We start from the raw sequence: 26,256 nt of genomic DNA on the forward strand, positions 1-26,256 counted from the left end.
AGGCGGATCGCTCACCGCGAGCAGGCTCAGGCCAGCCGGGCGAGCATTTCCCGGGCTTCATTTTTCTGCACGTCATCGCCTTCAGTGACCACTTCACCGAGGATATCGCGCGCGCCCTCGGCATCACCCATGTCGATGTAGGCCCGCGCCAGATCCAGCTTGGTCGCAGCCTCGTCAGTACCGGACAGATAATCGAACTCCAGGTCGTCTTCCAGCGCAGCGGCATCACTGGCAGTGAAGCTTGGCGTGTCGAGTGGCGGGCTTTCCAGATCCTGAGACAGACGATCAAGCTCGGCGTTGACGTCGTCGATCTCCGAAGCGAATGCCTCGGTGGCCTGGTCAGTTTCGATTTCATCGGCCAGCGACAGATCGAAGTCTTCCGGCAGCTCAAGGTCATGCCCCAGGCTGTCAGCGCTGCTCAGCCCCAGATCCAGTGGTTCTTCACCCAGACTCAGAAGCAGATCGTCCTCAGTCTTGAGCGCAGCCTCCTCCTGGGTCAGGTTCAGATCGAACTCGTCCAGCGGCTCTTGCGCCTCAGCCACCACCGGCGGCAGCGGCTCAGCATCGAGCAGATCGGCCAGCGGGTCATCTTCAGCCACCACCGGCGACAGCGGCTCGGCGTCGAGCAACTCGGCCAGCGGGTCATCCTCGACAGCCGTCAGCGGCTCGGATTCGAAGCCGCCGTCATTGAGCAGGTCATCAAGATCGTCAACCGTCACCACCTCGTCAGTGGCAGCCGCCTCGAACTCGTCCAGGCTCAGATCAAAATCGTCATCCGCCGCCGCTATCACAGGCTCTGCTTCGGGCTCCGGCTCGGGCTCTGCCTCCAGGGCAGGCTCCGCCTCGGCCGCTGCCGGCTCATCATCAGCCAGCAGCTCTTCCAGATATTTGGCATCCAGCTCCGCCGCGATCGCCGCCGCAGACGTGGCCGCCGCAGCGGCTGCCACGGCCGCCACCGGCGCCACAGAAGCAGGCGCAGGCTCGGCAGGTTTGGCCAGCTCGGTCACAGGCGCCGGTGTCGGCGCCTGCGCTACACCCTTGGTCGAGTGATCGTCTTTTTGCTGCTCGACCTCAGCTTGAAGCTTTCCCGCCGCCACCAGCTTGCGCTCGTGCGCGGCATACGCCTTGTTGTTGCCTTGTTCGGCGTAGATTTCCATCAGTTTCAGACGAATATCGTCGCGCTCGGGAGTCTCTTTCAAGGACTCTTCCAGCAACTCCACGGCCTGGTTCATACGGCCGTAAGCGATATGAATCTCGGCCTGCACCAGCGGGTCGGTCGGTCGCTCACGCGAAGCATTGGCGGCAGCCGCGGCAACGGCAGCCGGGGCCATGGTGTAGCTCGGCGACGGCGTCACCAGGCTGTCGAAGCTGTCCGAAGAGGCGTTCAGGTCCATGTCAGAGACAAACTGCGACTCTTCAGCCAGTGCACGGGCCATATTGCGGTGTTTTTCTTCCTCGGCCCTGGCCCTGTTACGCCGCGCCAGGAACAACAGCAGCAGGGCCAGGAACAGCAAGGCCGCGCCACCGATAAGCCCCAGCAAGATCGGGTTTTCAAGGATAGCCTTGAACGGATCGGTTTCTTCCTGGGCAGCCACCGGCTCTACCGCCAGCGGCTGTTCGGCAGGCGCTGCAGCAGATTGGGCAGCACTGGCTGCCAGCGCATCTTCAGGGGCCAGCTCGCCTATCGGCTTGATCGGCGCGCCACTGGCATCGACGGCTGCAGCCGGCAATGGCGGGCTGACCGCTGGTGCGGCACCGGCACCGGCACCGGCAGCCTGCATCTTGGCCAACTGATCATTCTTGAGTTCCATCAACCGCTGCAGCTTGTCCAACTGGCTTTGCAGGTCGGTCAGGCGACTGTTGAGTTCAGCGTTGTCGCGCCGCGAGGTGTCCAGCGCCTCCTGGGTAACAGCCAGCTTGTTGGCCAGATCATTGTCAGTCGCCGCGCCCTTGCTGCCAGGCGCCTTATTGGCCGCGACCAGGCTGAGATTGTCAGGGGTCTCGACCCGGGCTGGCGCAGCTCCGGTGCCGGCACGCCGGGTCGCGTCGACCTGACGCTGACCGGCTGCACTGCGGCGCCCGTCACGCCAGGCCTGATACTGCCGGGCCACTTCGGCAATCGCCTGGCCTTGCGGCAGCGCGGTGGCCTGTTGAGCCGTCGGCAGGCGCAGCACCTGACCACGCTTGAGGCGGTTGATGTTGCCACCAATGAAAGCGTCCGGATTCAACGCCTGGATCGCCAGCATGGTCTGTTGAATGCTGCCGCCATTGCGTACCTTGGCTGCGATCTCCCACAACGTGTCGTTGTTGCTGGTCACGTACTGCTCGGGCTTGTCTACTGTCGGCGGCGGCAGTGCGGGCTGGGCAGGCGCGGGCGGCGGGGCGGCGGGCGGTTGTGCGGCAGGCGCCTGCACGGTCGCCGCCGGGGCGACCGCAGGCAGTTGCACAGGCGCTGCGGCCGGGGCCGGGGCCGGAGCAGGCGCTGACGCAGCCGTTTCGGAAGAGAAGCGCGGCGGGTCGAGCAACAGGCTGTATTCGCGCTGGGCACGACCGTTGGGCGACAGCACCTGAACCAGGAATTTTACATAAGGGTCGGTCACCGGCTTGCTGGAGGTGACGCGCAACACGCTCTTGCCACCGGGGTTGATCACCGGGGTAAAGGTCAGGTCATTAAGGAAAGCCTGGCGGGTGACCCCTGCCTGAGAGGAATCTGCCGTGGTTCCCAGACTGGGTACCAGTTGCGAAGCATTGATGCCACGGGCATCGGTCAGCTCGATTTCAGCCACCAGCGGCTGGTTCAGGGTCGATTTGACCGACAGCTCGCCGAGCCCCAAAGCGTGTACTGCACCCGACGACAGCGCCGAAGCCGCAGCAATCGCTACTACCAGTTTACGAACCTGAACCATAGCCCATCCCTTGTTTGAAGACTCTCCGAAACCGGAGTAAGGCGTGTTGCCGCTAGAATCATTATACAAATCGTTGCCAAGTATCTTTTACACATGGCCTTTTATCAACAACTCAGCCACTTGCACAGCATTGAGCGCCGCACCTTTGCGCACATTGTCGCAAGTCAGCCACAGGCTGAGCTGGCGTGAATCGTCGATACCGCGGCGCACCCGGCCGACATACACCACATCCTGCCCTACCGCATCGCCCACCGGGGTCGGGTAATCTCCGGCATCGACCAACTCCACGCCCGGCGCGGCATCCAGGCGCTTGTTGACCAACGCCAGGTCGACATCCTGAGCGGTTTGCAGCGATATGCTGAAACTGTCGCCGAAAAATACCGGCACCTGGATACAAGTAGCGCAGACCTTGAGTAAAGGCAGCGCCAGCAATTCGCGCAACTCGCTGACCAGACGTTTTTCTTGCGGCGCATGACCGTGCTCATCCGGCGTACCGACCTGGGCAAGCAGGTTAAAAGCCACCTGGCGATCATAAAACCGCGGTTCAAGAGGCCGCATGTTGAGCAACTCGGCGGTCTGCCGCGCCAGCTCGCTGACACCCTCACGCCCCAAGGTCGAGACTGCCATGCAGGCCGTCACATCGACGCGCTGGATATCCAGTACCTCGCGCAGCGGCGCCAACACCAGAGCCAACGCCGTCGCCGCCGAGCCCGGATTGCTCAACAACAGTGGCGCAGAGCGGCGAGCAAGCTGCGCGGCGTTGATTTCCGGCACCAGCAGCGATGCCTGCTGGTGATCGAAGGCGCCGGACAAATCAATGACCGAACAGCCCGCCTGCAGGGCACGCGGCGCAAAACTGCGACTGATCGCAGCGCCTGCGGCAAAAAACGCCAGGCCGACTCTGGAAAAGTCAAACGCGTCCACTTCCCGCGCACGCAGATTCTTGCCTTTGAATGGCAACGAGGTACCTGACGATTCGGCACTGGCCAGCAAATGCAATTCGCTCAGTGGAAAGTCGCGCTCCTCAAGAATCTGGACGATGGTTTCGCCCACGGTTCCGGTGGCGCCGATCACGGCGATAGCAAAGGGCTGACTCATGCATAAACCTCAGGGAAAAATGGGGAGCGGCACTTTACCCGCGCCACGGATGCCAGGCAATCAAGGCTGCCCGCTCTAGACTGCTTTCATGGCTCTGGGCCAATAGGAAAAAACACACCATGGCTCCACACCCCCAACCAGCGCTGGCCGTCCAATTCGGCAGACACGGCCAGGTCGACCAGTTGATAGAAGACATTGCGATGCAGCAGCGCCTCCAGATTGGCGCGCACCAGCACATAAGGGGCCGGTTCAAGGGTGACTGGGTCGGTTTCGACCCGCAGCGGATGTTGCGGGCCGATCTCGACCTGATCATCGACGTGGGTGACCAGGCTCAGAATCTGGCGCTCGCCCGCCCCGCTGACACTGAGAGAGATGGCCACAAAAGGCGCGTCATCCACCTGGATGCCGACCTTTTCTACCGGTGTGACCAGAAAGTAGTCATCGCCATCGCGACGGATGATGTTGGAAAACAGCTGGACCATGGGCTTGCGGCCAATCGGCGACCCCTGGTAGTACCAAGTGCCGTCACGGGCGATACGCATATCGATATCGCCACAAAATGCCGGATTCCACAGATGCACCGGCGCAGGCCCCCGGCCTTTGGGGAGTTGCGCCAGCAGGTCGGAGGTCTTGCCTGAATCGCTCATACCGGTCCTATCGAGAGACACCTATCAAGCCACGAGCATATTGCTCCATGGGCGGACCAAGCAAATCTTCGGGACGGGTGTCGTAAAGCGTCAGCAAACCGCCACGACTGCGGATTCGTGCGCTGTCGATCAAGTATTGCGTGGAGGTTTCGATCAGCATCATCTGAATGACCCCGCTGTCGATGCCAAAGCGATCCAGCGCTTCTTCATCAGCCCACTGGTCCCAAGTGCCTATCCGGTCGTCAGCACGGGCGAAACGGGTATACAACAGGTAGTGCGCACCAGCACTGCGGGCTTCGCTCAAGGCTTGATCGAGACCCACCGGGGCACGGGCACGGCGCACCAGAGGAAAGAACTCGATGAAGTTATTGAAAGCCTCTTCGGCCACTACGTTAGGACGCGGATAAGCCCTGCCTGGCGGCACGAAGGCCGCTTGAGCGATATAGATAAAGGAGTCGGGCTGCAGGCGAAAGTTACTGGTCCGCCGGGTCTGGCTGTGATCGAGCAGCCCGGCATCGCTGAACTGCTCGTGAACGCCATCGGCCATGTCGCTGACTTTCATGCAGCCACCAAGCGCGACAAGCGCCAGCAGCAGAATCAGGCTACGCATCATTACTCTCCCAAAAACCGGTGACGAAAAACCGGCGAATGGCCGTCGGATGCAGCTTCCGCGCCATTTTCACCTACCCGGCAGGAAACTCATTTCGCCGCAGGGTCGGGTTTTACTTCAACAGCCAGCTCAGGGTCACGCTTGCGTTTGTTGCCCATGCGCACGCCGATGTCCATCAGGAACTGGAAAAAGCCTTCCTGATCTTCGAGCACATTGCTCCAGAACGGCGAGTGGTACAGCGCCACAGCGCCGTGGACCAATGCCCAGGCGGCACAATAATGGAAGTATGGCGGGACATCTTCGAGCTTGCCTTCGTTGATACGCCCCTTGATAAGCAAGGTCAGATGCTCAAAGTTAGAGGCACGAATGCGGTGCAGCTCTTCGACCATTTCCGGCACCTGGTTGCCCTTGACCACTTTCTCTTCGAGGCGGTCGAACAACCGGTAACGCTGCGGGTCGCGCATGCGGAACTCGAAGTAGGCCCGTGACAGCGCCTCCTTGTCACGATCGACATCGGCCGAGTGCAGCAATTCGTTGAGATCGCGCTCGTAATCAAGCATCAGCCGCAGATAGATCTCGGCCTTGGACTTGAAGTGCTTGTAGATCGTCCCTTTGCCGATCCCGACCGCGTCGGCGATCATCTCGACAGTGACACTGTCCTCACCCTGCTCCAGAAAAAGCTTCAGTGCGGTGTCGAGAATTTCCTGTTCACGGCGGCGAAATTCACGGACCTTTCGAGGTTCTTTTTGCATAGTGAGAGGGTCTGCAAGGCTCAAAATCGAAGCCGGGTATTATGCCTAATTGGCGCGAAAATGCACTGTTCATCCATCTTGTCGAGCACCCGCTGTCTGCATTTCGCCCCCCCTGCCCTGCAAGGCTGGCACTTGCGGCACAAACCGCCGGACACAGTGGCCGCCCATCAAGGTTGCCCAACCCTATACATCAATCAGGCACTCAATAACGGTTTTAGTATTCCAAAACTGTTTAAAAAATGACCAATGGCGACTGGCAGGCCAGGTATTCTCATCAATACTTAAAGCGTTGGTACGCATTCCCCCCAAATGCCGCACCGATAAAGGCATTCATGGATGGCATGCCTTTGTTTTACTCCTAATGGTCTTGACCCGGTTTCACCCCCCAGAATCCGGGTTTCTTTTTGCCTGCTGTTTTTGTCTGGCCTCAACGCTGCAAGTGGGCCAGAGGAAACAACCGGGCGAAGTTATCGGTGGTCTGCTCAGCGAAGCGCTCGTAGCTTTCACCGCGCAGCATGGCCAGAAACTGGGCGACTTCACGCACATATTGCGGCAAGTTGGGTTTGCCACGGTAAGGTATCGGCGCCAGGTAAGGAGAGTCAGTCTCGACCAGCAACCGGTCGGCCGGAACCTGACGGGCCACATCACGCAACGCATCAGCATTGCGGAAGGTGACGATGCCCGACAACGAGATATAAAACCCCAGATCCAGAGCGGCTTTGGCCATTTCCCAGTCTTCAGTGAAGCAATGCAGCACGCCGGCCTGAGGCAATGCCGCCTCACGCAATAACTGCAGAGTATCGCTGCGCGCCGCGCGGGTATGCACGATCACCGGCTTGCCGGTAATCCGTGCGGCCTCCAGGTGCAGGCGAAACGACGCCTGCTGCAGTTCGGCCGCCTCAGGCTCGTAATGGTAATCCAGGCCGGTTTCACCGATGGCCACCACCCGCGGGTGATCCAGCTCCCGGAGCAGCCATTGCAGTGCAGGCTCCTCGCCGGGTTTGAGGTCCAGCGGATGAACGCCCACCGAACAGTCGACATCGGCATAGCGCTCAGCCAGCGCCTTGACCGTTGCGGCGTTGTCAGCGCTGACACCGATGCACAGAAAATGACCTACCCCCTGGTCACGCGCCGCTTGCAGCGCGGCATCCAGAGAACCCTGATGCTGGGTCAGGTCGAGGCGGTCCAGATGGCAATGAGAATCTACAAGCATGAATAAGGCACAGTCACATCGTATGGGTGGGGCGGTCGGACTTCAGGGCACCGGCCAGGTAGGTTTCGATCAGGTTGCGGGCAGTATTGTCACCGTCGTTGAACTGCACACCGACACCGGCGGTGCGATTGCCCTGAGCGCCTTTGGGGGTGACCCAGATGACTTTGCCGGCGACCGGGACTTTTTCCGGCTCGTCCATCAGGTTCAGGAGCATGAACACTTCATCGCCCAGCTTGTAATTCTTGGGGGTCGGAATGAACAACCCGCCATGCTTGATGAACGGCATATAGGCGGCGTAGAGCACGGACTTGTCCTTGATGGTCAGGGACAGGATGCCGTTACGCGGACCAGGATTGATCGGCAGGCTCATTGCATCTCCTTGGAATAACGTTCAGCGCTGAGTCTACCCTTGTCCGGGTAGCGCTGCCCACTGCACCAGCAGTGCCTCAAGCAGCAGCACACGGTTGAGATTGGCCTTGCCCATGACTTTCTGGCGCTGGGCGAGCACCCAGTCCTGCATCCCCAGCACTTTGCCACGCGGCGACTTCTGCGCCAGATACTGCACCACCTTATGCATGTCAGCCAGCCCGAGACCGTTTTCATCCTCAGTCATCTGGTAACGCAGGATCAGATGCGCCCAATCGCAAAACCAGTCGAACAGCAGCAACAGGGGAACATCTTTCCATCCCTCGGCGAGCTGGGTCGGCGATAGCTGCTGCTTGAGCAGCTTCTTGACCCCGTCAACGACCAGCGCACGCTGCTCAATGACGCCCTGCCCGTGCAGCTTGAGGGCCAGCAATGGCGAACCGGCAGCCAGTGCCAGCAGGTCGTTGCGCAATTGCGCGTCCCCGTCCGGCAAGGCGGCACTGAGCCATTGCAGACTGGCCGCCTCACCGGGCAACGGGCAAGCCTGTTGCACGCAGCGGCTCTTGATGGTCGGCAGCAGACGGCTGGGCTGGTGGCTGACCAGCAGCAGCACGGTATTGCCCGAGGGCTCTTCGAGGCTTTTCAAAACGGCATTGGACGCATTGATGTTCATCGCCTCCACCGGCTCGACCAGCACCACCTTGCGCCCGCCCATCTGCGCGGTCTGCACCACGAAGTTGACCAGCTCACGGACCTGATCGACCTTGATCGGCTTGTCGTCTTCTTCAGGCTCAAGCACGAAGTTGTCCGGGTGGCTACCGGCGGCCAGCAACTGGCAGGATTTGCACTGCCCACAGGCACCCTGCGGCGCGGGTCGCTGGCACAACAGAAACGCCATCAACCGCTCCGCCAGGGCGCGCTTGCCAATACCGGCCGGGCCGTGCAGCAGATAAGCATGCGCGTGTTGCGTACGACCGGCCAGTTGCTGCCAGAGCGCCGCCTGCCACGGATAGGCCTCAGCCACGGCAGCGCTCCAGCAAGCCCGGCAGCAGGGCGGACAATGACGCCTGAACCTCAGCCAGCGGCTGGGCGGCATCAATCAACTGGTAACGCTCAGGCGCTGCAGCAGCGCGCTGCAAATAGGCACCGCGTACAGCTTCGAAAAAGTCACGGCCTTCCTGCTCGAAACGATCCAGCCGGCCACGCGCCGCAGCACGGGACAGGCCAATCTCCACCGGCAGATCGAAAACCAGCGTCAGGTCAGGGCGCAGCGAACCCTGGACGAACTGCTCAAGGGTCACGATGCGCTCTTGCGACAGGCCGCGCCCGCCGCCTTGATAGGCGTATGTGGCATCCGTAAAACGGTCACAGAGCACCACCGCGCCCCGGTCCAGCGCCGGGCGAATCACCTCAGCCAGATGCTGGGCACGGGCCGCGAAAACCAGCAGCAACTCAGCGTCGGCGTGCATGACCTCGTCGCTGGGCGCCAGGAGGATTTCCCGAATCCGCTCAGCCAGCGGCGTGCCGCCAGGCTCTCGGGTCAGCACGACATCTACACCACGAGCGCGTAATTGCTCGGCGAGAAAATCACGATTGGTACTTTTACCGGCGCCTTCCGGCCCTTCGAGGGTAATAAACAGGCCAGTCACAGGCAGTCCTTGAAATTCATTGGGCAGACGACTCACTGTCGGGCGCGTCAGGCGCCTGGACGGGGTCGGTCTGTACCGGGGTGGATTCGTCAGCAGAGGGCAGCGGTGCCGGGCTGGAGCGATAATCGGTGCGGCGCTTGAGCTGATACTCACGCACCGCCGCATTGTGCTGGTCCAGATTGACAGAAAACACATGACTACCATCGCCCTTGGCCACGAAGTACAGGCTACGCCCCGGCACCGGCTGCAGAGCCGCATGAATCGCTTCACGCCCGGCCAGGGCAATCGGGGTCGGTGGCAAACCGGAAATCACATAGGTGTTGTAGGGCGTGGGTTCACGCAGATCAGCTCGGGTGATCTTGCCGTTGTAGCGCTCGCCCATGCCATAGATGACGGTCGGGTCGGTCTGCAGCAACATGCCGATCTGCATACGGCGCACGAACACCCCGGCGATCTGGCCGCGCTCTTGCGGCACGCCGGTCTCTTTCTCTACCAAAGACGCCATGATCAGCGCCTGATAAGGATCGCTGTACGGAAGATCCGGGGCACGCTGGCGCCACTCTTCGTCCAGCACCAGCTCCAGGCGTTTGTAGGCCTGCTTGAGCAACTCGGCATCGGTCATGCCACGCACATAGTGATAGGTATCAGGAAAGAAGCGACCTTCAGGAAATATATCCGGATACCCCAGGCGCGCCATCAGCTCACTGTCACTGAGCCCGGCCAGGGTCTGTCCCAACTTGGGCTGGCGCTCCAGGGCGCTGCGCACCTGGCGGAAATTCCAGCCCTCAACCAGAGTAATGGTGTATTGCACCACTTCCTTGCGTTTCCAGACCCCGAACAGGTCCTGCACACTCATGCCCGGCGTCATGCGGTACTCACCGCTGTGCAACGGCTGGCCGGCCAGATTGAAACGCCAGTAGAGGCGCAGCAGGAATGCGTCGTTGATCACCCCGTCGGCTTCCAGGCGATTGAGCACGCCCGAAGGGCTGGAGCCGCTCGGCACATCGAGCAACTGCTCTTGGGCAACGTTGAGCGGTTGATGCAATGCCTGGTTCTGTCGCCAGATGCCATAGCCCAGCACCAGAACCCCCACGACCACAGCGGTTTCCAGCAAAACCAGTAATTTTCGAATCACGAATCAGCTACCCAGAAGTGCGTACGCAACAGCCTGCATTCTACGGGTGAGCGGCCCGACCGGCCAGTTCAGCTGAGCAAAGCCGCGAACCGGCCAGATGCCATATACGCTGTTACAAACAAAGAGTTCGTCCGCCTGCTCCAGGTCGGACATCGACAGGTCGCGGACTTCGACAGCGATCCCCAGGGTTGGTGCCTGATCGAGCAATTCGGCACGCATGACACCGGCCACCCCACAGCGCAGCAGATCAGCCGTGATAAGCCGTCCGTCACGCACCACAAACAGGTTGCTGTACACCCCTTCGACCGGGCGGCCGCTGGTGTCGCGCATCAGCCCTTCGGCAAACTCCGGCGTTTGCCATTCGGCGCGGGCCAGCACCTGCTCCAGCCGGTTGAGATGCTTGATACCGGCCAACAGGGGCTGCTCGGCCAGGCGGGTCTGGCATTCGTAAAGACGAACCCCCTGTGCAAAGTGACCCGCAGGGTAAACCGGCGCGGGCGAGCCTTGCAGGATACGACGTGGCGCGGCACCGGCAGCCGGTGCATAACCGCGCTGGCTGTCGCCACGCGTGAGGATCAGCTTCATCACACCGGCATCCAGCTGCCTGGCAAAGCGGGTCATTTCAGCGCGGATCAACGCCAGGTCAGCCTCTATGCCCAGACGCTGGCAGGAGACGGCCAGACGCTGCACATGGCGATCGAACAGCAGCGGCTGCCCGGCCCGCACAGCGATGGTCTCGAACAGCCCATCGCCATAGGCCAGCCCGCGGTTAGCCAACGCCAGGCTGTCTGCCGGCTGGCCGTCGACCCACGCCGTCATCACTCGCTGAACCGGCGGAACACCAGCGAGCCATTGGTACCGCCAAATCCGAAGGAGTTGGACAGCACGACATCGATCGGCATACCCCGCGCCTGATGAGCGACAAAGTCCAGATCGCAGCCTTCGCTTGGCTCATCGAGGTTGATGGTCGGCGGAGCAACCTGATCCAGCAGGGCCAGCACGCTGAAAATCGCCTCGACAGCACCGGCAGCGCCTAGCAGGTGGCCGGTCATCGATTTGGTGGAGCTGACCGCCAGTTTGTAGGCATGTTCGCCGAACACCGTCTTGATCGCCTGGGCTTCGGCAAGGTCACCGGCAGGTGTCGAAGTACCGTGCGCATTGATGTACTGCACCTGCTCGGGATTGATCCGCGCATCGCGCAGGGCATTGACGATACAACGCGCAGCACCGGCGCCGTTATCTGGCGGCGAGGTCATGTGGAAGGCGTCGCCGCTCATACCGAAACCGACCAGCTCGGCCAGAATGTTGGCGCCTCGCGCCTTGGCGTGCTCAAGTTCTTCAAGCACCATTGCACCGGCACCGTCGGACAGAACAAAGCCGTCACGGTCCTTGTCCCACGGACGGCTGGCACGAACCGGATCGTCATTGCGGGTCGACAGCGCACGCGCTGCGCCAAAACCGCCCATGCCCAGACCGCAAGCAGCCATCTCTGCGCCGCCCGCGATCATCACGTCGGCTTCGCCGTAGGCGATATTGCGCGCCGCCATGCCGATACAGTGAGTTCCGGTGGTGCAGGCGGTGGAAATGGCGTAGTTAGGCCCTTGTGCACCCAGGTGGATGGACAGGAAGCCGGAAATCATGTTGATGATCGAGCCGGGCACGAAGAACGGCGAAATACGCCCAGGGCCTTGCTCATGCATCAGTCGACTGCTGGTTTCAATATTGGTCAGGCCACCAATGCCCGAACCCATGGCGACACCAACGCGCTCACGGTTGGCATCAGTCACTTCCAGCCCGGCATTACGCACCGCCTGAAAGCTGGCCGCCAGGCCATACTGAATGAAAAGATCGACCCGCCGCGCCTCTTTGGGCGCCAGGTACTGGCTGACGTCAAACCCTTTGACCGAACCACCAAAACGCGTGGTGAAAGCCGACAGGTCGGTGTGCTCGATAGGACCGATACCACTTTGCCCTGCCAGAATGCCTTGCCAACTGCTGGGTACATCGTTACCCAGTGGCGATATCATTCCCATCCCGGTGACCACGACGCGTCTACGCGACACAGGACTCTCCTTCTCTCTCGTTGGCGATACATCTTCAGGGTGCATCCAAAAACTGCCTGCGTGGCCATCACTGGGTTGAAAACCGGTTCACAATGCTCGTCGACAAACCGTCAACGGCGCTTGCCCGCCTGTTTTCCGTCGTGCTGGCTGCCTCGCCCGAGCCTTCAGAGACACCTTTATCTTTACTAAAGAAAAAACCGCACGCCGGTAAGCAGTGCGGTTTTTCCCATAACAGCAATCAGCGATTACGAAAAATCAGCCCTGGTGGCTGTTCACGTAGTCGATGGCAGCCTGAACGGTGGTGATCTTCTCGGCTTCTTCGTCAGGGATTTCGGTCTCGAATTCCTCTTCCAGAGCCATTACCAGCTCAACAGTGTCCAGGGAGTCAGCGCCCAGGTCTTCAACGAAAGAAGCAGTGTTGACAACCTCTTCTTCTTTGACGCCAAGTTGCTCGGCAACGATTTTCTTGACGCGCTCTTCGATGGTGCTCATACCTAGTTTTAACTCCTAGTGGAAATGTTCAGGCATTTGGCCGGTGGCTAAGTGTATAGAAGAGGTTTTGCGCTTTTCAAGCTCAAAGCTCCCCTCCCGCTCCGTCACGACCCAGTACCCATTAAAAGATTGCAGCTTTATAACGGATTTTAGACAGCTCGTATGACATTTTTCTGAAACGAGCGTTTATAAAATCCGGTTACATGTACATCCCGCCATTGACCGGAATGGTCGTACCGGTCACATAACCCGCGCCCTCAGAGGCCAGGAACGCTACAACATTGGCGATTTCCTGTGCCTGGCCCAGACGCCCCAGAGGAATCTGGGTCAGCAAGGCCTCACGCTGGGCCTCAGGCAACTCACGGGTCATATCAGTATCAATGAAGCCTGGCGCGACAGCGTTCACGGTCACAGCACGCGAACCGAGCTCACGCGCCAGGGCACGACTGAAACCTTCCAGCCCCGCCTTCGCGGAAGCGTAGTTTACTTGACCGGCATTGCCCATGGCACCGACTACCGAACCAATATTGATGATCCGCCCCCAACGCGCCTTGGTCATACCCCGCAACACACCCTTGGACAGGCGGTAGAGGCTGTTGAGGTTGGTATCGATGACGTCGTTCCACTCGTCATCTTTCATGCGCATCATCAGGTTATCGCGGGTGATGCCGGCATTATTGACCAGGATCAACGGCGTGCCTACACGCTCGACGATGGTCGCCAGGACCGCTTCGACCGACTCGGCCTTGGTCACATCCAGCGCCAGACCGAAGCCTTCGATGCCGCTTTCCTTGAAGGTCGCAGTGATGCGCTCTGCACCGGCCTCAGACGTCGCAGTGCCGACGACAACGGCACCGTTGCGGCCCAGTTCCAGAGCGATAGCCTGGCCAATACCACGACTGGCACCGGTTACCAGTGCAACTTTACCTTGCAGACTCATGCAGGTTTCTCCTTATTCAGGCCAGTGCCGCACGGGCGGCAGCAAAGGCGTCAGGGGTATCCAGGTTGTAAGTCACCACGCCATCGGCGCAGCGTTTGTTGAGGCCGGCCAGCACTTTGCCCGGACCACACTCCACCAGTTGGGTCACACCCAGGCCCGCCAGGCACTGAATGGACTCAACCCAACGTACCGGCTTGTACAACTGCTCAAGCAGATCACGCTTGAGGGTCGCCAGGTCAGTGACCGCCGCGGCGCTGACGTTCTGCACCAGCGCGATTTCCGGCGCCTGCCAGTCGATAGCTTCAACCGACTCGGCAAAGCGCTCGGCCGCCGGGCGCATCAGCTCACAGTGCGACGGCACGCTGACCGGCAACGGCAGGGCACGCTTGGCGCCTGCGGCCTTGCACAGCTCGATGGCACGCGCCACCGCCTCGGCATTACCGGCGATCACCACCTGGCCTGGCGAATTGAAGTTGACCGCACTGACAACCTGACCTTGCGCAGCTTCAGCGCAAGCGGCTTTGACCTGGTCGTCATTGAGCCCCAGGATTGCAGCCATGCCGCCCTGACCGGCCGGCACCGCTTCCTGCATCAACTGACCACGTCGTTCGACCAGCTTTACAGCATCGGCCAGTGTCAGACTGTTGGCCGCCACCAGAGCACTGTATTCGCCCAGGCTGTGACCGGCCACGTAAGCAGGAACCGCACCACCCTCGGCCAGCCATACATGCCATAGCGCGATGGAGGCCGTCAGAATGGCCGGCTGGGTCTTGTCGGTCTGATTGAGCAGCTCGACAGGCCCCTGCTGGGTCAAGGCCCACAGGTCATATCCCAGAGCGTCGGACGCCTGCTCAAAGGTATCGAGGATCAATGGATGCTGCGCACCTTGCTCGGCGAGCATGCCGAGCGATTGCGATCCTTGACCCGGAAAGACGAATGCGAGGGATGCAGACATGTAACAGGCCCCTGATTGGTTATCTTGAAAAATAGGCCCCCGGCCCAGCCGGCGGCAGTGAAGCAAATCGATATGACTGAACGTTTGGATGACGCTCTGACGGCTAGCGTCACATTTCCGGCGCCCCCGGCGACAAGCCCGGCAACAGCGCCTCAAGCCGCCCGCGCAGACGCTGCGGCAGGTTGTCCTGGATCTGCACGACGGTACGCAGGATTGCACTCTGCAAGCCCTCAACCCCGGCCGCCCCGTGACTCTTGACCACAATGCCCTGCAAGCCCAGCAGGCTCGCACCATTGTGCCGCGCCGGTGCAAACTCGGCCTGCAGACGCTTGAGCACAGGCAAAGCCACCACGCCCGCCGCCCTGCCAAGCAGACCCTGCCTGAATAGCGTTTCAATTCGTGCAGCGATCATGGTCGCCAGGCCTTCGCTGGACTTGAGCAATACATTGCCGACAAAGCCATCGCACACCACCACATCAGCCTCCCCACGATAGAGCCCGTCACCTTCAACGAACCCGATGTAGTTCAGACCTGGCGCCGCCTGCAACAACGCTGCCGCCTGACGAACCTGCTGATTGCCCTTGATGTCCTCGGTACCGACATTGAGCAGCGCGACCCTTGGCCGCACCACCCCCATGACCTCGGCATTCACAGCACCCATTACAGCGAACTGATACAGGTTTTCGGCACTGCAATCGACATTGGCTCCCAGATCCAGCAACTGACAATAGCCGGTACGGGTCGGAATTGCCGCCACCATCGCCGGACGATCGATACCCGGCAGGGTCTTGAGCACAAAACGCGACAAGGCCATCAGCGCTCCGGTATTACCGGCACTGACGCACGCCTGAGCCTGACCGCCAGCCACCAGCCCGAGGGCGACACGCATTGATGAGTCGGGCTTGCCGCGCAGGGCCTGGGACGGTTTTTCATCCATACCAATCACTTCGCTGGCATGCACAACGTGCAGGCGTGCGCGGTCGACCTTGCGATGGGAGGCAATCAGTTCGTCAATAAGGGGAGCTTGGCCGACAAGGGCCAGGTGGAGCGAGGGGGTAGCAGCCAGGCAGGCGATACTTGCCTGAACAATGCTGCGGGGACCGAAGTCCCCGCCCATTGCGTCGATCGCGATGATCGGAGCGGACAAGAAATTACTCGTCAGCGCCCTTGTCGATCACTTTGCGGCCACGGTATACGCCTTCTGGCGAAACGTGGTGGCGCAGGTGAACTTCGCCAGTGGTTTTTTCCACGGACAGAGCGTTCGCTTCGAGAGCGTCGTGCGAACGACGCATATCGCGAGCAGAGCGGGATTTTTTGTTCTGTTGAACAGCCATAATTAACTCCTAAACGTTTGGGTCACGCTTTAATTGCGCCAATACACTGAACGGGTTGGACCGTGTTACCTCGTCCACGCTCGGTTCGGGCTCATCGAGACCCGCCGGTTGCTGGCATTCTTCAGGATGATGAGCAGGCACGATTGGCAAGGCGAGCAGAAGCTCTTCCTCAATCAATGCCAGCAGATCCAAAGGATCCTCGCCCAGTTCCAACACGTCATAGCCTTTCGGCAACGATTGGGTGTTCGCACCCTCCTTCACCACAACGTAAGTACATTCGCTCTGGATCGGCAGGGTAACCAGCTCAAGACAACGCTGGCAAACCATCTTGACCGAGGTCTTGAGCCGACTGTGGAAAACCGCAGTGCGACGCTCGTCACGCTCAAAAATGAAGTTGGCCTGAACCGCACCGGCGTTATCAGCCAATGGGTCGCAGAGTCTTTGCAGGTCGGCCAGCAGCACTTCACCCTGGAGGGTCGTGCCGCGATCAGCCAACTTGCGCGGGTCAATATGAGATGGAATCGGGTCATTCAACATAGGCGCAGCATTCTAGGGATGCACCTTTAGCATGTCAAAGGAAATTCAGGCCTATCAGGGCTTGCCGGCACTTATTAGAATTGCGGCTCAGACCACGGAGAATCGCATGCCTTCCCTGCTCCTTGCTTCCAGCTCGCCGTATCGACGCCAATTGCTCGCTCGACTGCGCCTGCCATTCACCTGCAGCTCGCCGGACATAGACGAAAGCCGCCTGCCCGGCGAGAGTGCCACCCATCTGGTAAAGCGCCTGGCACAACAAAAAGCCCAGGCCCTGGCCGGCGATCACCCGGACCACCTGATCATCGGCTCCGATCAGGTGGCCGTGCTCGGTGACGAAGTACTCGGCAAGCCGCACGACTTCGAGCGGGCACTGGCGCAACTGTCGGCCGCCAGCGGCCAAAGCGTAAGCTTTCTTACCGGCCTGGCCGTGCTGAACACCCGCACTGGCCAATGCCAGGTCGACTGCGTGCCGTTCACCGTGCACATGCGCGAACTGGACACAGACACCCTGCAACGCTACCTGCATGCCGAGCAACCCTACGACTGCGCCGGCAGCTTCAAGGCCGAAGGGCTGGGTGTAATGCTGTTTCGCAGCACCGAAGGACCAGACGCCACCAGCCTGGTCGGACTGCCCCTTATCCGCTTGGTAGACATGCTGATGCAAGAAGGCGTGAGCATTCCCTGAACACCCCAGAAACAACAAACCCGACCAATGGCCGGGCTTGCTACAAACCAGCTTGACCTAACGCAGTGACGGCCCGCCAAACCCGGCCCACATCGCCAGACGCTCAGCAATACTGGCACCGAGCTTCTTGGAGAAACGATCGAACGGCGACTCCTGAATGGTGTAGTCGACGATATCTTTGGCACCGATCACTTCGCGAGCAACGTAGCTGGAGCTGCCCAGCCCATCGACCAACCCAAGCCCCACGGCCTGCTCACCTGTCCAGACCAGGCCAGAAAACAGCTCGGGATGCTCCTTGTCTTTCAGGCGCTCGCCACGACCCTGCTTGACGCTGGCGATGAACTGGCGATGAGTGGTATCCAGTACACCCTGCCAGAACTGCGTTTCGTCAGCCTTGGGCGGCTGAAACGGATCAAGAAACGCCTTATGCTCACCCGAGGTATAGGTGCGACGATCCACACCGATCTTCTCCATCACCCCGACAAAACCAAACCCGGCTGCCGTAACCCCGATAGAACCCACCAGGCTGGCCTTATCGGCATAGATCTGATCAGCAGCACTGGCGATGTAATAGGCACCGGAAGCACCCAGATCGGTAATGACCGCATAAACCTTGATCGCAGGCTTCTCGGCACGCAGACGACGAATTTCGTCATATACATAGCCAGACTGCACCGGACTGCCGCCCGGACTGTTGATGCGCAGGATCACCCCACGCGTCTTGCTGTCTTCAAAAGCGGCGCGCAAGCTGCCCACGATGTTGTCGGCACTGGCCGACTCCTTGTCAGCGATCATGCCCTGGATTTCGATCAGAGCCGTGTGATCAGTGCCACGCGACGCGGCCTTCTTGTCACCCAACAACGGAGTGAACAACAGCAACATGCCAAACAGGTAAGCAAAGGTCAGGAATTTGAAGAAAATCCCCCAGCGCCGCGCCCTGCGTTGCTCTTGCACACCCGCCAGCAGCGTCTTCTCCAGCAATTTCCAGCTTTTGGCATCTTCAGGCGAACCGCCATCTTGCGAATCTGGCGCTTTCCATTGATCAGACATAGCTCTTTCACCTTACCCGCAGACTATTAGGCACCGCGCCCATCCAACCAGACACGCAGCTCAGAAAAGTGTTCGATGGCCAATTGTGGCCGATACTCACGCAACGAATCGAGCGACTGAGCGCCATAACCCACGGCCACCGAATGCATGCCAGCATTGCGAGCCATCAGCAAATCGAAAGACGAGTCACCGATCATCAGCGAGCGCTCCGGCGCGACATCGCAATGCGCCATGATCTCGTGAAGCATCAGCGGATCAGGCTTGCTGGCAGTTTCATCTGCGGCCCGGGTGATATCAAAATACTCCAGCCAGTCATGCGCCTTGAGCACCCGATCCAGCCCACGCCGGGCCTTGCCGGTGGCTACCGCCAGCCGGTAACCCTGCTCACGAAACGCCTGCATCGAATCCAGCACACCATCGAACAGCGGCGACGCCACCTGATCCATGGCCATATAACTGTCGGCATAGCGCTGACGAAAATCCAGCAACTGGTTGGGCGAGATCTGCGGGTACAGCGTGCGAATCGCCTCCGGCAATCCCAGGCCGATAATGCCCTTGATCGCAGGATCATCACGCACCGGCATATCGCCGGTGATAGCGGCCTCACGCATGGCGGCGACAATCCGGCCAATCGAGTCGGCCAGCGTGCCGTCCCAGTCAAAAATCAGTAAGTCGTAGTCACGGCGCACTCAGACGCTCCACTGTCTTGGCCCACATCTCATCGACGGGCGCCTGCAATTCGAGTTTGCCGCCATCAGGCAGCGGCACGGTCAGGCGATAGGCATGCAGAAACAGCCGCTTGCCGCCCAGATCACGGATTTCCCGAGAGAAATCTTCCTCACCGTATTTGGTGTCACCGGCAATCACATGCCCGGCATGCAAGGTATGCACGCGAATCTGGTGAGTCCGGCCAGTGATCGGGCGCGCCTCGACCATGGTCGCAAAGTCGCCAAAACGGCGCAGCACCTTGAACAGGGTCAGCGCCTCCTTGCCTTCATCGTTGACTTCCACCATGCGCTCGCCGGAACGCAAATTGCTCTTGAGCAACGGCGCATTCACCTGCTTGCAGGCGCTCGCCCAGTTGCCGCGCACCAGCGCCATATAGCGCTTGTCGACACCGTCACCGCGCAAGGCTTCGTGCAGATGGCGCAACATGCTGCGCTTCTTGGCGATCATCAGCAGCCCCGAAGTGTCGCGGTCCAGACGATGGACCAGCTCCAGCTCCTTGGCATCAGGACGCAACTGACGAAACGCCTCAATAACCCCGAAGTTCAGACCGCTACCGCCATGTACGGCGATGCCGGCTGGCTTGTTGAGCACGATCAGTGCCTTGTCCTCATGCACAATGGCCGCCTCCAGGCGCTGCAGCAGCCCCTGGGCAACCTGCACCGGCTCGTCACGCTCCGGCACGCGCACCGGCGGAATACGCACAATGTCGCCCGCCTGCAACTTGTACTCAGGCTTGGCCCGACCCTTGTTAACCCGCACTTCGCCTTTACGCAAAATACGGTAGACCAAGGTCTTGGGCACACCCTTGAGGTAGGTGATCAGGTAATTATCAATACGTTGGCCGGCATATTCCGGGGCAACCTCGACCAGCTGGACGCCGGGGGTTGGGGGAGTGATATTGGTCATGCGGCGAATCATAACAATTTTTTATGGATTTGAAGCACTTAATGATTGCTGCTATAGTCGCGAACGCCGCCAAAAGCGGTCGGGCAGCAGATCACCGGATGACAACCGGCCCTGACCCACGCAATTCCCCGGGCGGGAGGCCGCCCAGCAAGGCTTTCGGTGACAACGAAGATGCCTGGAAACGTAACGAGCGCAGGTGACATGAGGCCTGAAATACGCCGGATTGCAGAGTCAAGACTCGCCTTCCCGAGCGCAGAACCCACGGCCAGTTCACAAGGTGCAGTCGCTTCCCGACCCTTCGAGCGCGAGTCCTGCGAACTACGCCTCGAGCCATGATGCGCGAAACTCCACGGGAGGATCGCGGTAAATGCCAACCCGCTGCGGATTCTGCGCGCGGCAGCACCCGAATTATCAGGGATACGTGTAGGGTGGAGACGCACGACCATCGGACTGTGTAGCACCGACGCTGTTCAAGACGCATCATCGCGTCCGCTCCCGATGGCCGATTCCTCCTCCTGATCAAAGCTTTTGCTGACTGGGTGTCATCTGTCACCACAGCAAGCAGGAACGTCGTCGCGACTCTTCAGCCCCACTGGCTGAAGAACCTCGCTGGACACTGGAGCGTCCCCACGCTCCTGACGTGCTCTGACACCGACCGTGAGAAGTCGTGTGTGCCGAACGCCGTTTCCGGCAGCCCCGGAAACCGACGGTACTACATGAAAAGAATGCTGATTAACGCAACTCAACCCGAAGAGTTGCGTGTTGCACTGGTAGACGGCCAACGCCTCTACGACCTGGACATCGAGTCCGGTGCCCGCGAGCAGAAGAAGGCCAATATCTATAAAGGCCGTATCACTCGCATCGAGCCAAGCCTTGAGGCTGCCTTTGTCGATTTCGGCTCTGAGCGTCACGGCTTCCTGCCCCTGAAAGAAATCTCCCGCGAATACTTCAAGAAGGCCCCTGAAGGCCGGGTCAATATCAAGGAAGTCCTGAGCGAAGGCCAGGAAGTCATCGTTCAGGTCGAGAAAGAAGAACGTGGCAACAAGGGCGCCGCCCTGACCACCTTCATCAGCCTGGCCGGCCGTTATCTGGTGCTGATGCCCAACAACCCGCGCGCAGGCGGTATCTCGCGCCGTATCGAAGGCGAAGAGCGCAATGAACTGCGTGAAGCCCTCAATGGCCTGATCGCCCCTGCCGACATGGGCCTGATCGTGCGCACTGCCGGCCTTGGCCGCAGCAGCGAAGAAATGCAGTGGGACCTGGACTACCTGCTGCAACTGTGGACCGCCATCAAGGAAGCGTCCCTGGATCGCGCCGCGCCCTTCCTGATCTACCAGGAAAGTAACGTTATCATCCGCGCCATCCGCGACTACCTGCGCCAGGACATCGGTGAAGTCCTGATCGACAGCGTCGAAGCCCAGGAAGAAGCCCTGACCTTCATCCGCCAGGTTATGCCGCAGTACGCCAGCAAGATCAAGCTGTACGAAGACAGCGTACCGCTGTTCAACCGTTTCCAGATCGAAAGCCAGATCGAAACCGCCTTCCAGCGCGTGGTCGAACTGCCATCGGGCGGTTCGATCGTTATCGACCCGACTGAAGCTCTGGTATCGATCGACATCAACTCGGCACGCGCCACCAAAGGCAGCGACATCGAAGAAACCGCCCTGCAGACCAACCTGGAAGCGGCTGAAGAAATCGCTCGCCAGTTGCGCTTGCGTGATATCGGCGGCCTGATCGTAATCGACTTCATCGACATGACCCCGGCCAAGAACCAGCGTGCCGTCGAAGAGAAAGTCCGTGAGTGCCTTGAAGCCGACCGCGCCCGCGTTCAGGTCGGTCGTATTTCGCGCTTCGGCCTGCTGGAAATGTCCCGTCAGCGGCTGCGTCCGTCGCTGGGCGAAAGCAGCGGCATCGTCTGCCCGCGCTGCAACGGCACCGGCATTATCCGTGACGTCGAATCGCTGTCGCTGGCCATCCTGCGCCTGATTGAAGAAGAAGCGCTCAAGGACCGTACTGCTGAAGTGCGCGCCCAGGTGCCAATCCCGGTCGCAGCATTCCTGCTCAACGAAAAACGCAACTCGATCACCAAGATCGAACTGCGTACCCGTGCCCGCATCATCATCCTGCCGACCGATCACCTCGAAACGCCACACTTCGAAGTGCAGCGCCTGCGTGATGACAATCCGGATGCCAGCACGCACAAAACCAGCTACGAAATCGCCGCCGAAGCGGCCGAGATCGAAGACGTCGCGCCACAGGCCAGCGCCACCCGCACCCTGGTTCGCCAGGAAGCTGCGGTCAAAACCGCTCCGGCTCGCGCCAATGCTCCAGTACCTGCCGAAGCGGCAGCCCCGGTAGCGGCTCCGGTCGCTCCGACGCCAGCCCACGAGCCAAGCCTGTTCAAAGGCCTGGTGAAGTCGCTGGTCAGCCTGTTCGCTACCAGCAAGCCCGAGCCGGTTGCCCCGGTTGCTGCTGAAAAACCAGCCGTTTCCGAGCGCCCTGCGCGCAACGAAGAGCGCCGCAACGGTCGCCAGCAAAGCCGTGGCCGCAACAACCGCCGCGACGAAGAGCGCAAACCGCGTGAAGAACGTGGCGAACGTACCCCACGTGAAGAACGCGTACCTCGCGAAGAGCGCGCACCACGTGAAGAACGTGCCCAGCGTGAAGAACGCGCACCTCGCGAAGAGCGTGCACCGCGTGAAGAACGCGCCCCACGTGAAGAACGCGCGCCACGCGAACTGCGCGAAGCCCGTGACGAGTCCGGCACACGCGAAGAACGTCAGCCACGCCCACCTCGCGAAGAACGTCAGCCTCGCGAGCGCAAGCCACGCGAAGAGCGCGTCCGTGAACTGCGCGAACCACTGGATGCCGCACCGGCTGCCGAAGCCGCTGCCGGCCAGCCAGCCGTTGCCCAGGAAGAACGCGCACCTCGCGAAGAACGTGCTCCGCGTGAAGAGCGCGCGCCTCGCGAAGAGCGTCAACCGCGCGCCCCGCGTGAAGAGCGCCAGCCTCGCAATGAGCAAGCCACTGAAACCGCTGAAGATGAAACGCTCAACAGCGAAGAGCAAGCCCATGACGAGCAGGATGGCGCCGAAGGCGAACGTCCACGTCGCCGCTCGCGTGGCCAGCGTCGTCGCAGCAACCGTCGTGAGCGCCAACGCGATGCCAATGGCGTGGAAATCGCTGATGGCGAAGAGTCTGGCGAAACCGACAACAGCAATGCTCTGGCGGCCGGCCTGGTGGTCACTGCCGCCGTCGCTGGCGGCGTGATCAGCGCACCTGCCGAAGCCGAGGCCAATCGTCAGGCCGAACAGGCCCAGGCGTCGACCGACAGCCAGGCTGCACCAGCACCAACACCTGCTGACGCAGTTGAAACGCCTGTCGCCGATGCACCGACCGTTACCAGCGAAGCCGTTGTTCAAGCACCTGCCCCGGCCGTCGAAACACCTGCCGTCGAAAGCAGCGAGCCAGTCGTCGCTGTAGCGGCGCCAGAAGTTGAGCTGGCCAGCGAAACCGCTGCCGAGCCACTGATCGTGGCCGACAACAAACCGGCTGCTGACTTCACCCCGACGCCAGAGCCTGTTCCGGAGCCGGTGATTGAGCTTGAGAAAGCACCAGCAGCGCCAGTCAGCGAGTCTGCCGAACTGAGCCTCCCGGTTGTCGAGGCACCTGCTGCCGAGCCAGAGCCTGCGCCTTACGTCGCGCCGGTCGTCGAGCCAGTCGCCGTTGTCGAGCCCGAGCCAGTCGTTGAGCCAGCAGCCGAGCCAGCCCCTGTGGTCGTCCCGGTTGTAGAAGAGACACCGGCTGTAGCTGTTGCCAGCTCGGGTCGTGCACCTAACGATCCTCGCGAAGTGCGTCGCCGCAAACGCGAGGAAGAGGAGCGTCGCCGCCTGCAAGCCGAAGCTGAAGCGACTGCGGCTGCCGCACCGGCACAAGCACCTGAAGCCGAGGTGGTTGCTGCCGCAGCAGAGCCCGTGAGCGAGCCTGCTCCAGCCCAGGTACAGGCCGAGGCAGTGGTTGAACAAACCGCTACCCAACCTGAAACCTCAACTGAAGAACAGACTCGCGAAAGCAAACCGCTGGTCTGATCTGCTGATGTAAAAAAGCCCCGCCTGCAAAACAGGCGGGGCTTTTTTATGGCTGTTGAGTTATCCCTGCAGGAGCCGCCCGGCGGCTCTTACAGGGTAATACCGGTCAGTACAGGTTAGGCTCCATCTCCAGCTCAACGCCAAAGCGCTCAAGCACATCCGCCTGGATACGCTGCGCCAGCCTCAATAGCTCAAGACCGCTGGCCTGGCCATAGTTGACCAGCACCAGCGCCTGCAAGCGATGCACACCTGCATCCCCCTCACGAAAGCCCTTCCAGCCGGCCTGTTCGATCAGCCAGCCCGCGGCCAGCTTCACCCGCCCGTCAGTTTGCGGGTAGGCCACCAGCTGCGGATAACGCTGTTTCAGAGCGTCAGCCTGGTCAGCCGCAATCACCGGGTTTTTGAAAAAACTGCCGGCGTTGGCCAGCACGGCCGGGTCCGGAAGCTTTTCACTGCGAATGGCACAGATCGCGCGACTGACATCCAGTGCTGTGGGCTGTTCTATCCCCTGCTCGCTCAAGCGCTGACGCACCGGGCCATATTCCAGGTGCAGCGGCGCCTGACGACTGAGCGCAAAACGCACCCGCAGGATGATCCAGCGCCCGGCCTGCTGCTTGAACAGGCTGTCACGGTAACCAAAGGCGCAGTCATCGAGAAAGAACTCACGCAGCTCACCGGTTTCCCGCTCCAGGGCGACCAGGCTGTGGAATACATCCTTGATCTCGACGCCGTAGGCACCGATGTTCTGCATCGGCGCCGCACCGACCGTGCCCGGGATCAGACTGAGGTTTTCCAACCCCACCAACCCCATCTCCAGGCACTGCAACACGAAAGGATGCCAAGGCTCGCCGGCCTCAGCCTCGACCATGACACGCTCCCCGTCATCCTGCACAACGCGCACGCCACGACTGGCCATGCGCAGCACCAAACGTTCGACATCACCGGCCAGCAACAGGTTGCTGCCACCGCCGATCACCAGCAGTGGCAGTTGTCGCTCGACGGCCAGCGCCAAGGCCTGACGAACATCGTCATCGCTATGCGCTTGTGCGAACAGGCTGGCGCGGACATCGACCCCGAAGGTGTTGAATGGCTTGAGAGAGACTTGCCGATGTACATCCAGGCTCATGCGCCAGCCCTCGACAGACGGCCCATCATGCCTCCAGCAGGCGCTTTACGCGCTCCAGGTCTTCAGGCGTATCCACGCCTGCCGGCGGCGCCTCCAGCGCATCAGCCACATGAATTCGCACCCCGTGCCAAAGTGCGCGAAGCTGCTCAAGCGACTCGGTGTTTTCCAGCCAGCACGGCCCCCAGGCCACGAAGTCGTGCAGAAAACCTGCACGGTAGGCGTAGATGCCGATATGCCGACGATAAGGCACGCCTGCCGGCAGCACGTCGCGACTGACCGCCAGGGCATCACGCGCCCAGGGCAATGGCGCACGACTGAAGGTCAGCGCCAGACCATTGATGTCGGTCACGACCTTGACCACGTTCGGGTTGAACAACGCCGCGACGTCATCAATCGGCTCGGCCAGTGTCGAGATCCCGGCCTCGGGATGGGCTGCCAGGTTGGCTGCCACCTGATCAATGATCGCCGGCGGGATCATCGGCTCGTCGCCCTGCACATTGACCACAATGGCGTCAGCCGCCAACCCCAACTGAGTGGCCACTTCGGCCAGACGGTCAGTGCCGGAGTTATGATCGTCGCGGGTCAGCAGCACTTCGGCACCAAAGCCCTGGCACGCCGCAACGATGCGCGCATCGTCGGTGGCCACCACCACACGGCTGGCGCTGCTTTTACGTGCCTGTTCCCAGACATGCTGCACCATCGGTTTACCGGCAATCACCTTGAGCGGTTTGCCAGGGAAACGGCTGGAGCCGAAACGCGCCGGAATCACGACAGTGAAGGCAGTGCTCATTTATCCAGGCGCTCCTCGGCGGTCAGGGTCCGGGCTTCGCTTTCGAGCATTACCGGGATGCCATCGCGAATCGGATAAGCCAGGCCGGCGCCCTTGCTGATCAGCTCGGACTTGTCGTCGCTGAGTTTCAAGGGGCCTTTGCAGATCGGGCATGCGAGGATGTCGAGCAGTTTGGTATCCATGAT

The 26,256-nt window shown here is 60.8% G+C and carries 26 protein-coding genes; 2 read left to right on the forward strand and 24 right to left on the reverse strand.

Features of this window, described 5'->3' with window-relative positions; genetic code table 11:
- Positions 1-26: 26 nt before the first annotated feature.
- From NJC40_RS25525 to NJC40_RS25610, 18 genes are all read right to left on the reverse strand, one after another.
- Positions 27-2,906 (reverse strand): motility hub landmark protein FimV, encoded by a 2,880-nt coding sequence (locus NJC40_RS25525; RefSeq protein WP_253141959.1) that lies wholly within the window; start codon positions 2,904-2,906, stop codon positions 27-29.
- Positions 2,907-2,993: 87 nt separating this feature from the next.
- Positions 2,994-4,004, reverse strand: a complete 1,011-nt coding sequence (locus tag NJC40_RS25530; RefSeq protein ID WP_253141958.1) for an aspartate-semialdehyde dehydrogenase — start codon at positions 4,002-4,004, stop codon at positions 2,994-2,996.
- An 86-nt stretch (positions 4,005-4,090) separates the two neighbouring features.
- Positions 4,091-4,651 carry a DUF1285 domain-containing protein gene (locus NJC40_RS25535; RefSeq protein ID WP_045493569.1) on the reverse strand — a complete coding sequence of 187 codons (561 nt, stop codon included), beginning with the start codon at positions 4,649-4,651 and terminating at the stop codon, positions 4,091-4,093.
- Positions 4,652-4,658: 7 nt separating this feature from the next.
- Complete coding sequence (locus NJC40_RS25540; protein ID WP_045493573.1) at positions 4,659-5,261, reverse strand: DUF4823 domain-containing protein; 603 nt, start codon at positions 5,259-5,261, stop codon at positions 4,659-4,661.
- 89 nt (positions 5,262-5,350) lie between these two features.
- Positions 5,351-6,013, reverse strand: coding sequence for a TetR/AcrR family transcriptional regulator (locus NJC40_RS25545; protein ID WP_045493577.1), 663 nt, complete (start codon positions 6,011-6,013; stop codon positions 5,351-5,353).
- 427 nt (positions 6,014-6,440) lie between these two features.
- Complete coding sequence (locus NJC40_RS25550; RefSeq protein WP_253141957.1) at positions 6,441-7,226, reverse strand: TatD family hydrolase; 786 nt, start codon at positions 7,224-7,226, stop codon at positions 6,441-6,443.
- Positions 7,227-7,239: 13 nt separating this feature from the next.
- Positions 7,240-7,596, reverse strand: a complete 357-nt coding sequence (locus NJC40_RS25555; protein WP_045493581.1) for a PilZ domain-containing protein — start codon at positions 7,594-7,596, stop codon at positions 7,240-7,242.
- Positions 7,597-7,629: 33 nt separating this feature from the next.
- Positions 7,630-8,616, reverse strand: a complete 987-nt coding sequence (locus NJC40_RS25560) for a DNA polymerase III subunit delta' (RefSeq protein WP_045493582.1) — start codon at positions 8,614-8,616, stop codon at positions 7,630-7,632.
- Positions 8,609-9,241 carry a dTMP kinase gene (tmk, locus tag NJC40_RS25565; protein ID WP_253141956.1) on the reverse strand — a complete coding sequence of 211 codons (633 nt, stop codon included), beginning with the start codon at positions 9,239-9,241 and terminating at the stop codon, positions 8,609-8,611. Before tmk ends, NJC40_RS25560 begins: the two co-directional genes overlap by 8 nt.
- 16 nt (positions 9,242-9,257) lie before the next feature.
- The gene (mltG, locus tag NJC40_RS25570) at positions 9,258-10,376 is read right to left on the reverse strand and encodes an endolytic transglycosylase MltG (protein ID WP_253141954.1); all 1,119 of its coding nucleotides are present in this window, start codon (positions 10,374-10,376) and stop codon (positions 9,258-9,260) included.
- A gap of 3 nt (positions 10,377-10,379) precedes the next feature.
- Positions 10,380-11,195 (reverse strand): aminodeoxychorismate lyase, encoded by an 816-nt coding sequence (gene pabC, locus NJC40_RS25575; RefSeq protein WP_253141980.1) that lies wholly within the window; start codon positions 11,193-11,195, stop codon positions 10,380-10,382.
- On the reverse strand, positions 11,195-12,439 hold the full coding sequence (fabF, locus tag NJC40_RS25580; RefSeq protein WP_084710178.1) for a beta-ketoacyl-ACP synthase II: 1,245 nt from the start codon (positions 12,437-12,439) through the stop codon (positions 11,195-11,197). The genes pabC and fabF overlap by 1 nt, the downstream gene beginning before the upstream one ends.
- 255 nt (positions 12,440-12,694) lie before the next feature.
- Entirely contained in the window at positions 12,695-12,931 is a 237-nt protein-coding gene (acpP, locus tag NJC40_RS25585) for an acyl carrier protein (protein WP_025261008.1), read from the reverse strand.
- A 199-nt stretch (positions 12,932-13,130) separates the two neighbouring features.
- Complete coding sequence (fabG, locus tag NJC40_RS25590) at positions 13,131-13,871, reverse strand: 3-oxoacyl-ACP reductase FabG (RefSeq protein WP_045493596.1); 741 nt, start codon at positions 13,869-13,871, stop codon at positions 13,131-13,133.
- Positions 13,872-13,887: 16 nt separating this feature from the next.
- Entirely contained in the window at positions 13,888-14,826 is a 939-nt protein-coding gene (gene fabD / locus NJC40_RS25595; protein ID WP_253141951.1) for an ACP S-malonyltransferase, read from the reverse strand.
- A gap of 109 nt (positions 14,827-14,935) precedes the next feature.
- Positions 14,936-15,973 carry a phosphate acyltransferase PlsX gene (gene plsX / locus NJC40_RS25600; protein WP_045493602.1) on the reverse strand — a complete coding sequence of 346 codons (1,038 nt, stop codon included), beginning with the start codon at positions 15,971-15,973 and terminating at the stop codon, positions 14,936-14,938.
- Between the two features lie 4 nt (positions 15,974-15,977).
- Positions 15,978-16,160: a 50S ribosomal protein L32 gene (gene rpmF, locus NJC40_RS25605; RefSeq protein ID WP_009406838.1), complete on the reverse strand. Its 183-nt coding sequence runs from the start codon at positions 16,158-16,160 to the stop codon at positions 15,978-15,980.
- A gap of 9 nt (positions 16,161-16,169) precedes the next feature.
- Positions 16,170-16,697: a YceD family protein gene (locus tag NJC40_RS25610; RefSeq protein ID WP_045493607.1), complete on the reverse strand. Its 528-nt coding sequence runs from the start codon at positions 16,695-16,697 to the stop codon at positions 16,170-16,172.
- A 106-nt stretch (positions 16,698-16,803) separates the two neighbouring features.
- Here NJC40_RS25610 and NJC40_RS25615 point away from each other — a divergent pair, with 106 nt between their 5' ends.
- The gene (locus NJC40_RS25615) at positions 16,804-17,382 is read left to right on the forward strand and encodes a Maf family protein (protein ID WP_045493609.1); all 579 of its coding nucleotides are present in this window, start codon (positions 16,804-16,806) and stop codon (positions 17,380-17,382) included.
- A gap of 57 nt (positions 17,383-17,439) precedes the next feature.
- Here the strand turns inward: NJC40_RS25615 and NJC40_RS25620 are convergent, their stop codons facing one another.
- Genes NJC40_RS25620 through rluC form a run of 3 tightly spaced genes read right to left on the reverse strand, consistent with a single transcriptional unit; the run spans position 17,440 to position 20,067 of the window.
- A complete protein-coding gene (locus NJC40_RS25620; protein WP_045481110.1) occupies positions 17,440-18,432 on the reverse strand; it encodes a S49 family peptidase in 993 nt (330 codons plus the stop codon).
- A gap of 26 nt (positions 18,433-18,458) precedes the next feature.
- Positions 18,459-19,121: an HAD-IIIA family hydrolase gene (locus tag NJC40_RS25625; protein WP_045481113.1), complete on the reverse strand. Its 663-nt coding sequence runs from the start codon at positions 19,119-19,121 to the stop codon at positions 18,459-18,461.
- The gene (gene rluC / locus NJC40_RS25630) at positions 19,111-20,067 is read right to left on the reverse strand and encodes a 23S rRNA pseudouridine(955/2504/2580) synthase RluC (RefSeq protein ID WP_045493612.1); all 957 of its coding nucleotides are present in this window, start codon (positions 20,065-20,067) and stop codon (positions 19,111-19,113) included. Before rluC ends, NJC40_RS25625 begins: the two co-directional genes overlap by 11 nt.
- Before the next feature lie 725 nt (positions 20,068-20,792).
- On the opposite strand from rluC, the gene rne reads away from it, so the two are divergent.
- Entirely contained in the window at positions 20,793-24,155 is a 3,363-nt protein-coding gene (gene rne, locus NJC40_RS25635; RefSeq protein ID WP_253141949.1) for a ribonuclease E, read from the forward strand.
- A gap of 106 nt (positions 24,156-24,261) precedes the next feature.
- Here the strand turns inward: rne and murB are convergent, their stop codons facing one another.
- From murB to NJC40_RS25650, 3 genes are read right to left on the reverse strand one after another with little or no spacing between them, the layout of a single operon-like run.
- Positions 24,262-25,281, reverse strand: coding sequence for a UDP-N-acetylmuramate dehydrogenase (gene murB / locus NJC40_RS25640; RefSeq protein WP_045481119.1), 1,020 nt, complete (start codon positions 25,279-25,281; stop codon positions 24,262-24,264).
- A gap of 25 nt (positions 25,282-25,306) precedes the next feature.
- Entirely contained in the window at positions 25,307-26,071 is a 765-nt protein-coding gene (kdsB, locus tag NJC40_RS25645) for a 3-deoxy-manno-octulosonate cytidylyltransferase (protein WP_045481122.1), read from the reverse strand.
- Positions 26,068-26,253 carry a Trm112 family protein gene (locus tag NJC40_RS25650; RefSeq protein WP_045493619.1) on the reverse strand — a complete coding sequence of 62 codons (186 nt, stop codon included), beginning with the start codon at positions 26,251-26,253 and terminating at the stop codon, positions 26,068-26,070. Before NJC40_RS25650 ends, kdsB begins: the two co-directional genes overlap by 4 nt.
- Between the last annotated feature and the right edge of the window lie 3 nt (positions 26,254-26,256).

The organism is Pseudomonas sp. 21LCFQ02, assembly GCF_024129895.2.
GTDB lineage: Bacteria > Pseudomonadota > Gammaproteobacteria > Pseudomonadales > Pseudomonadaceae > Aquipseudomonas.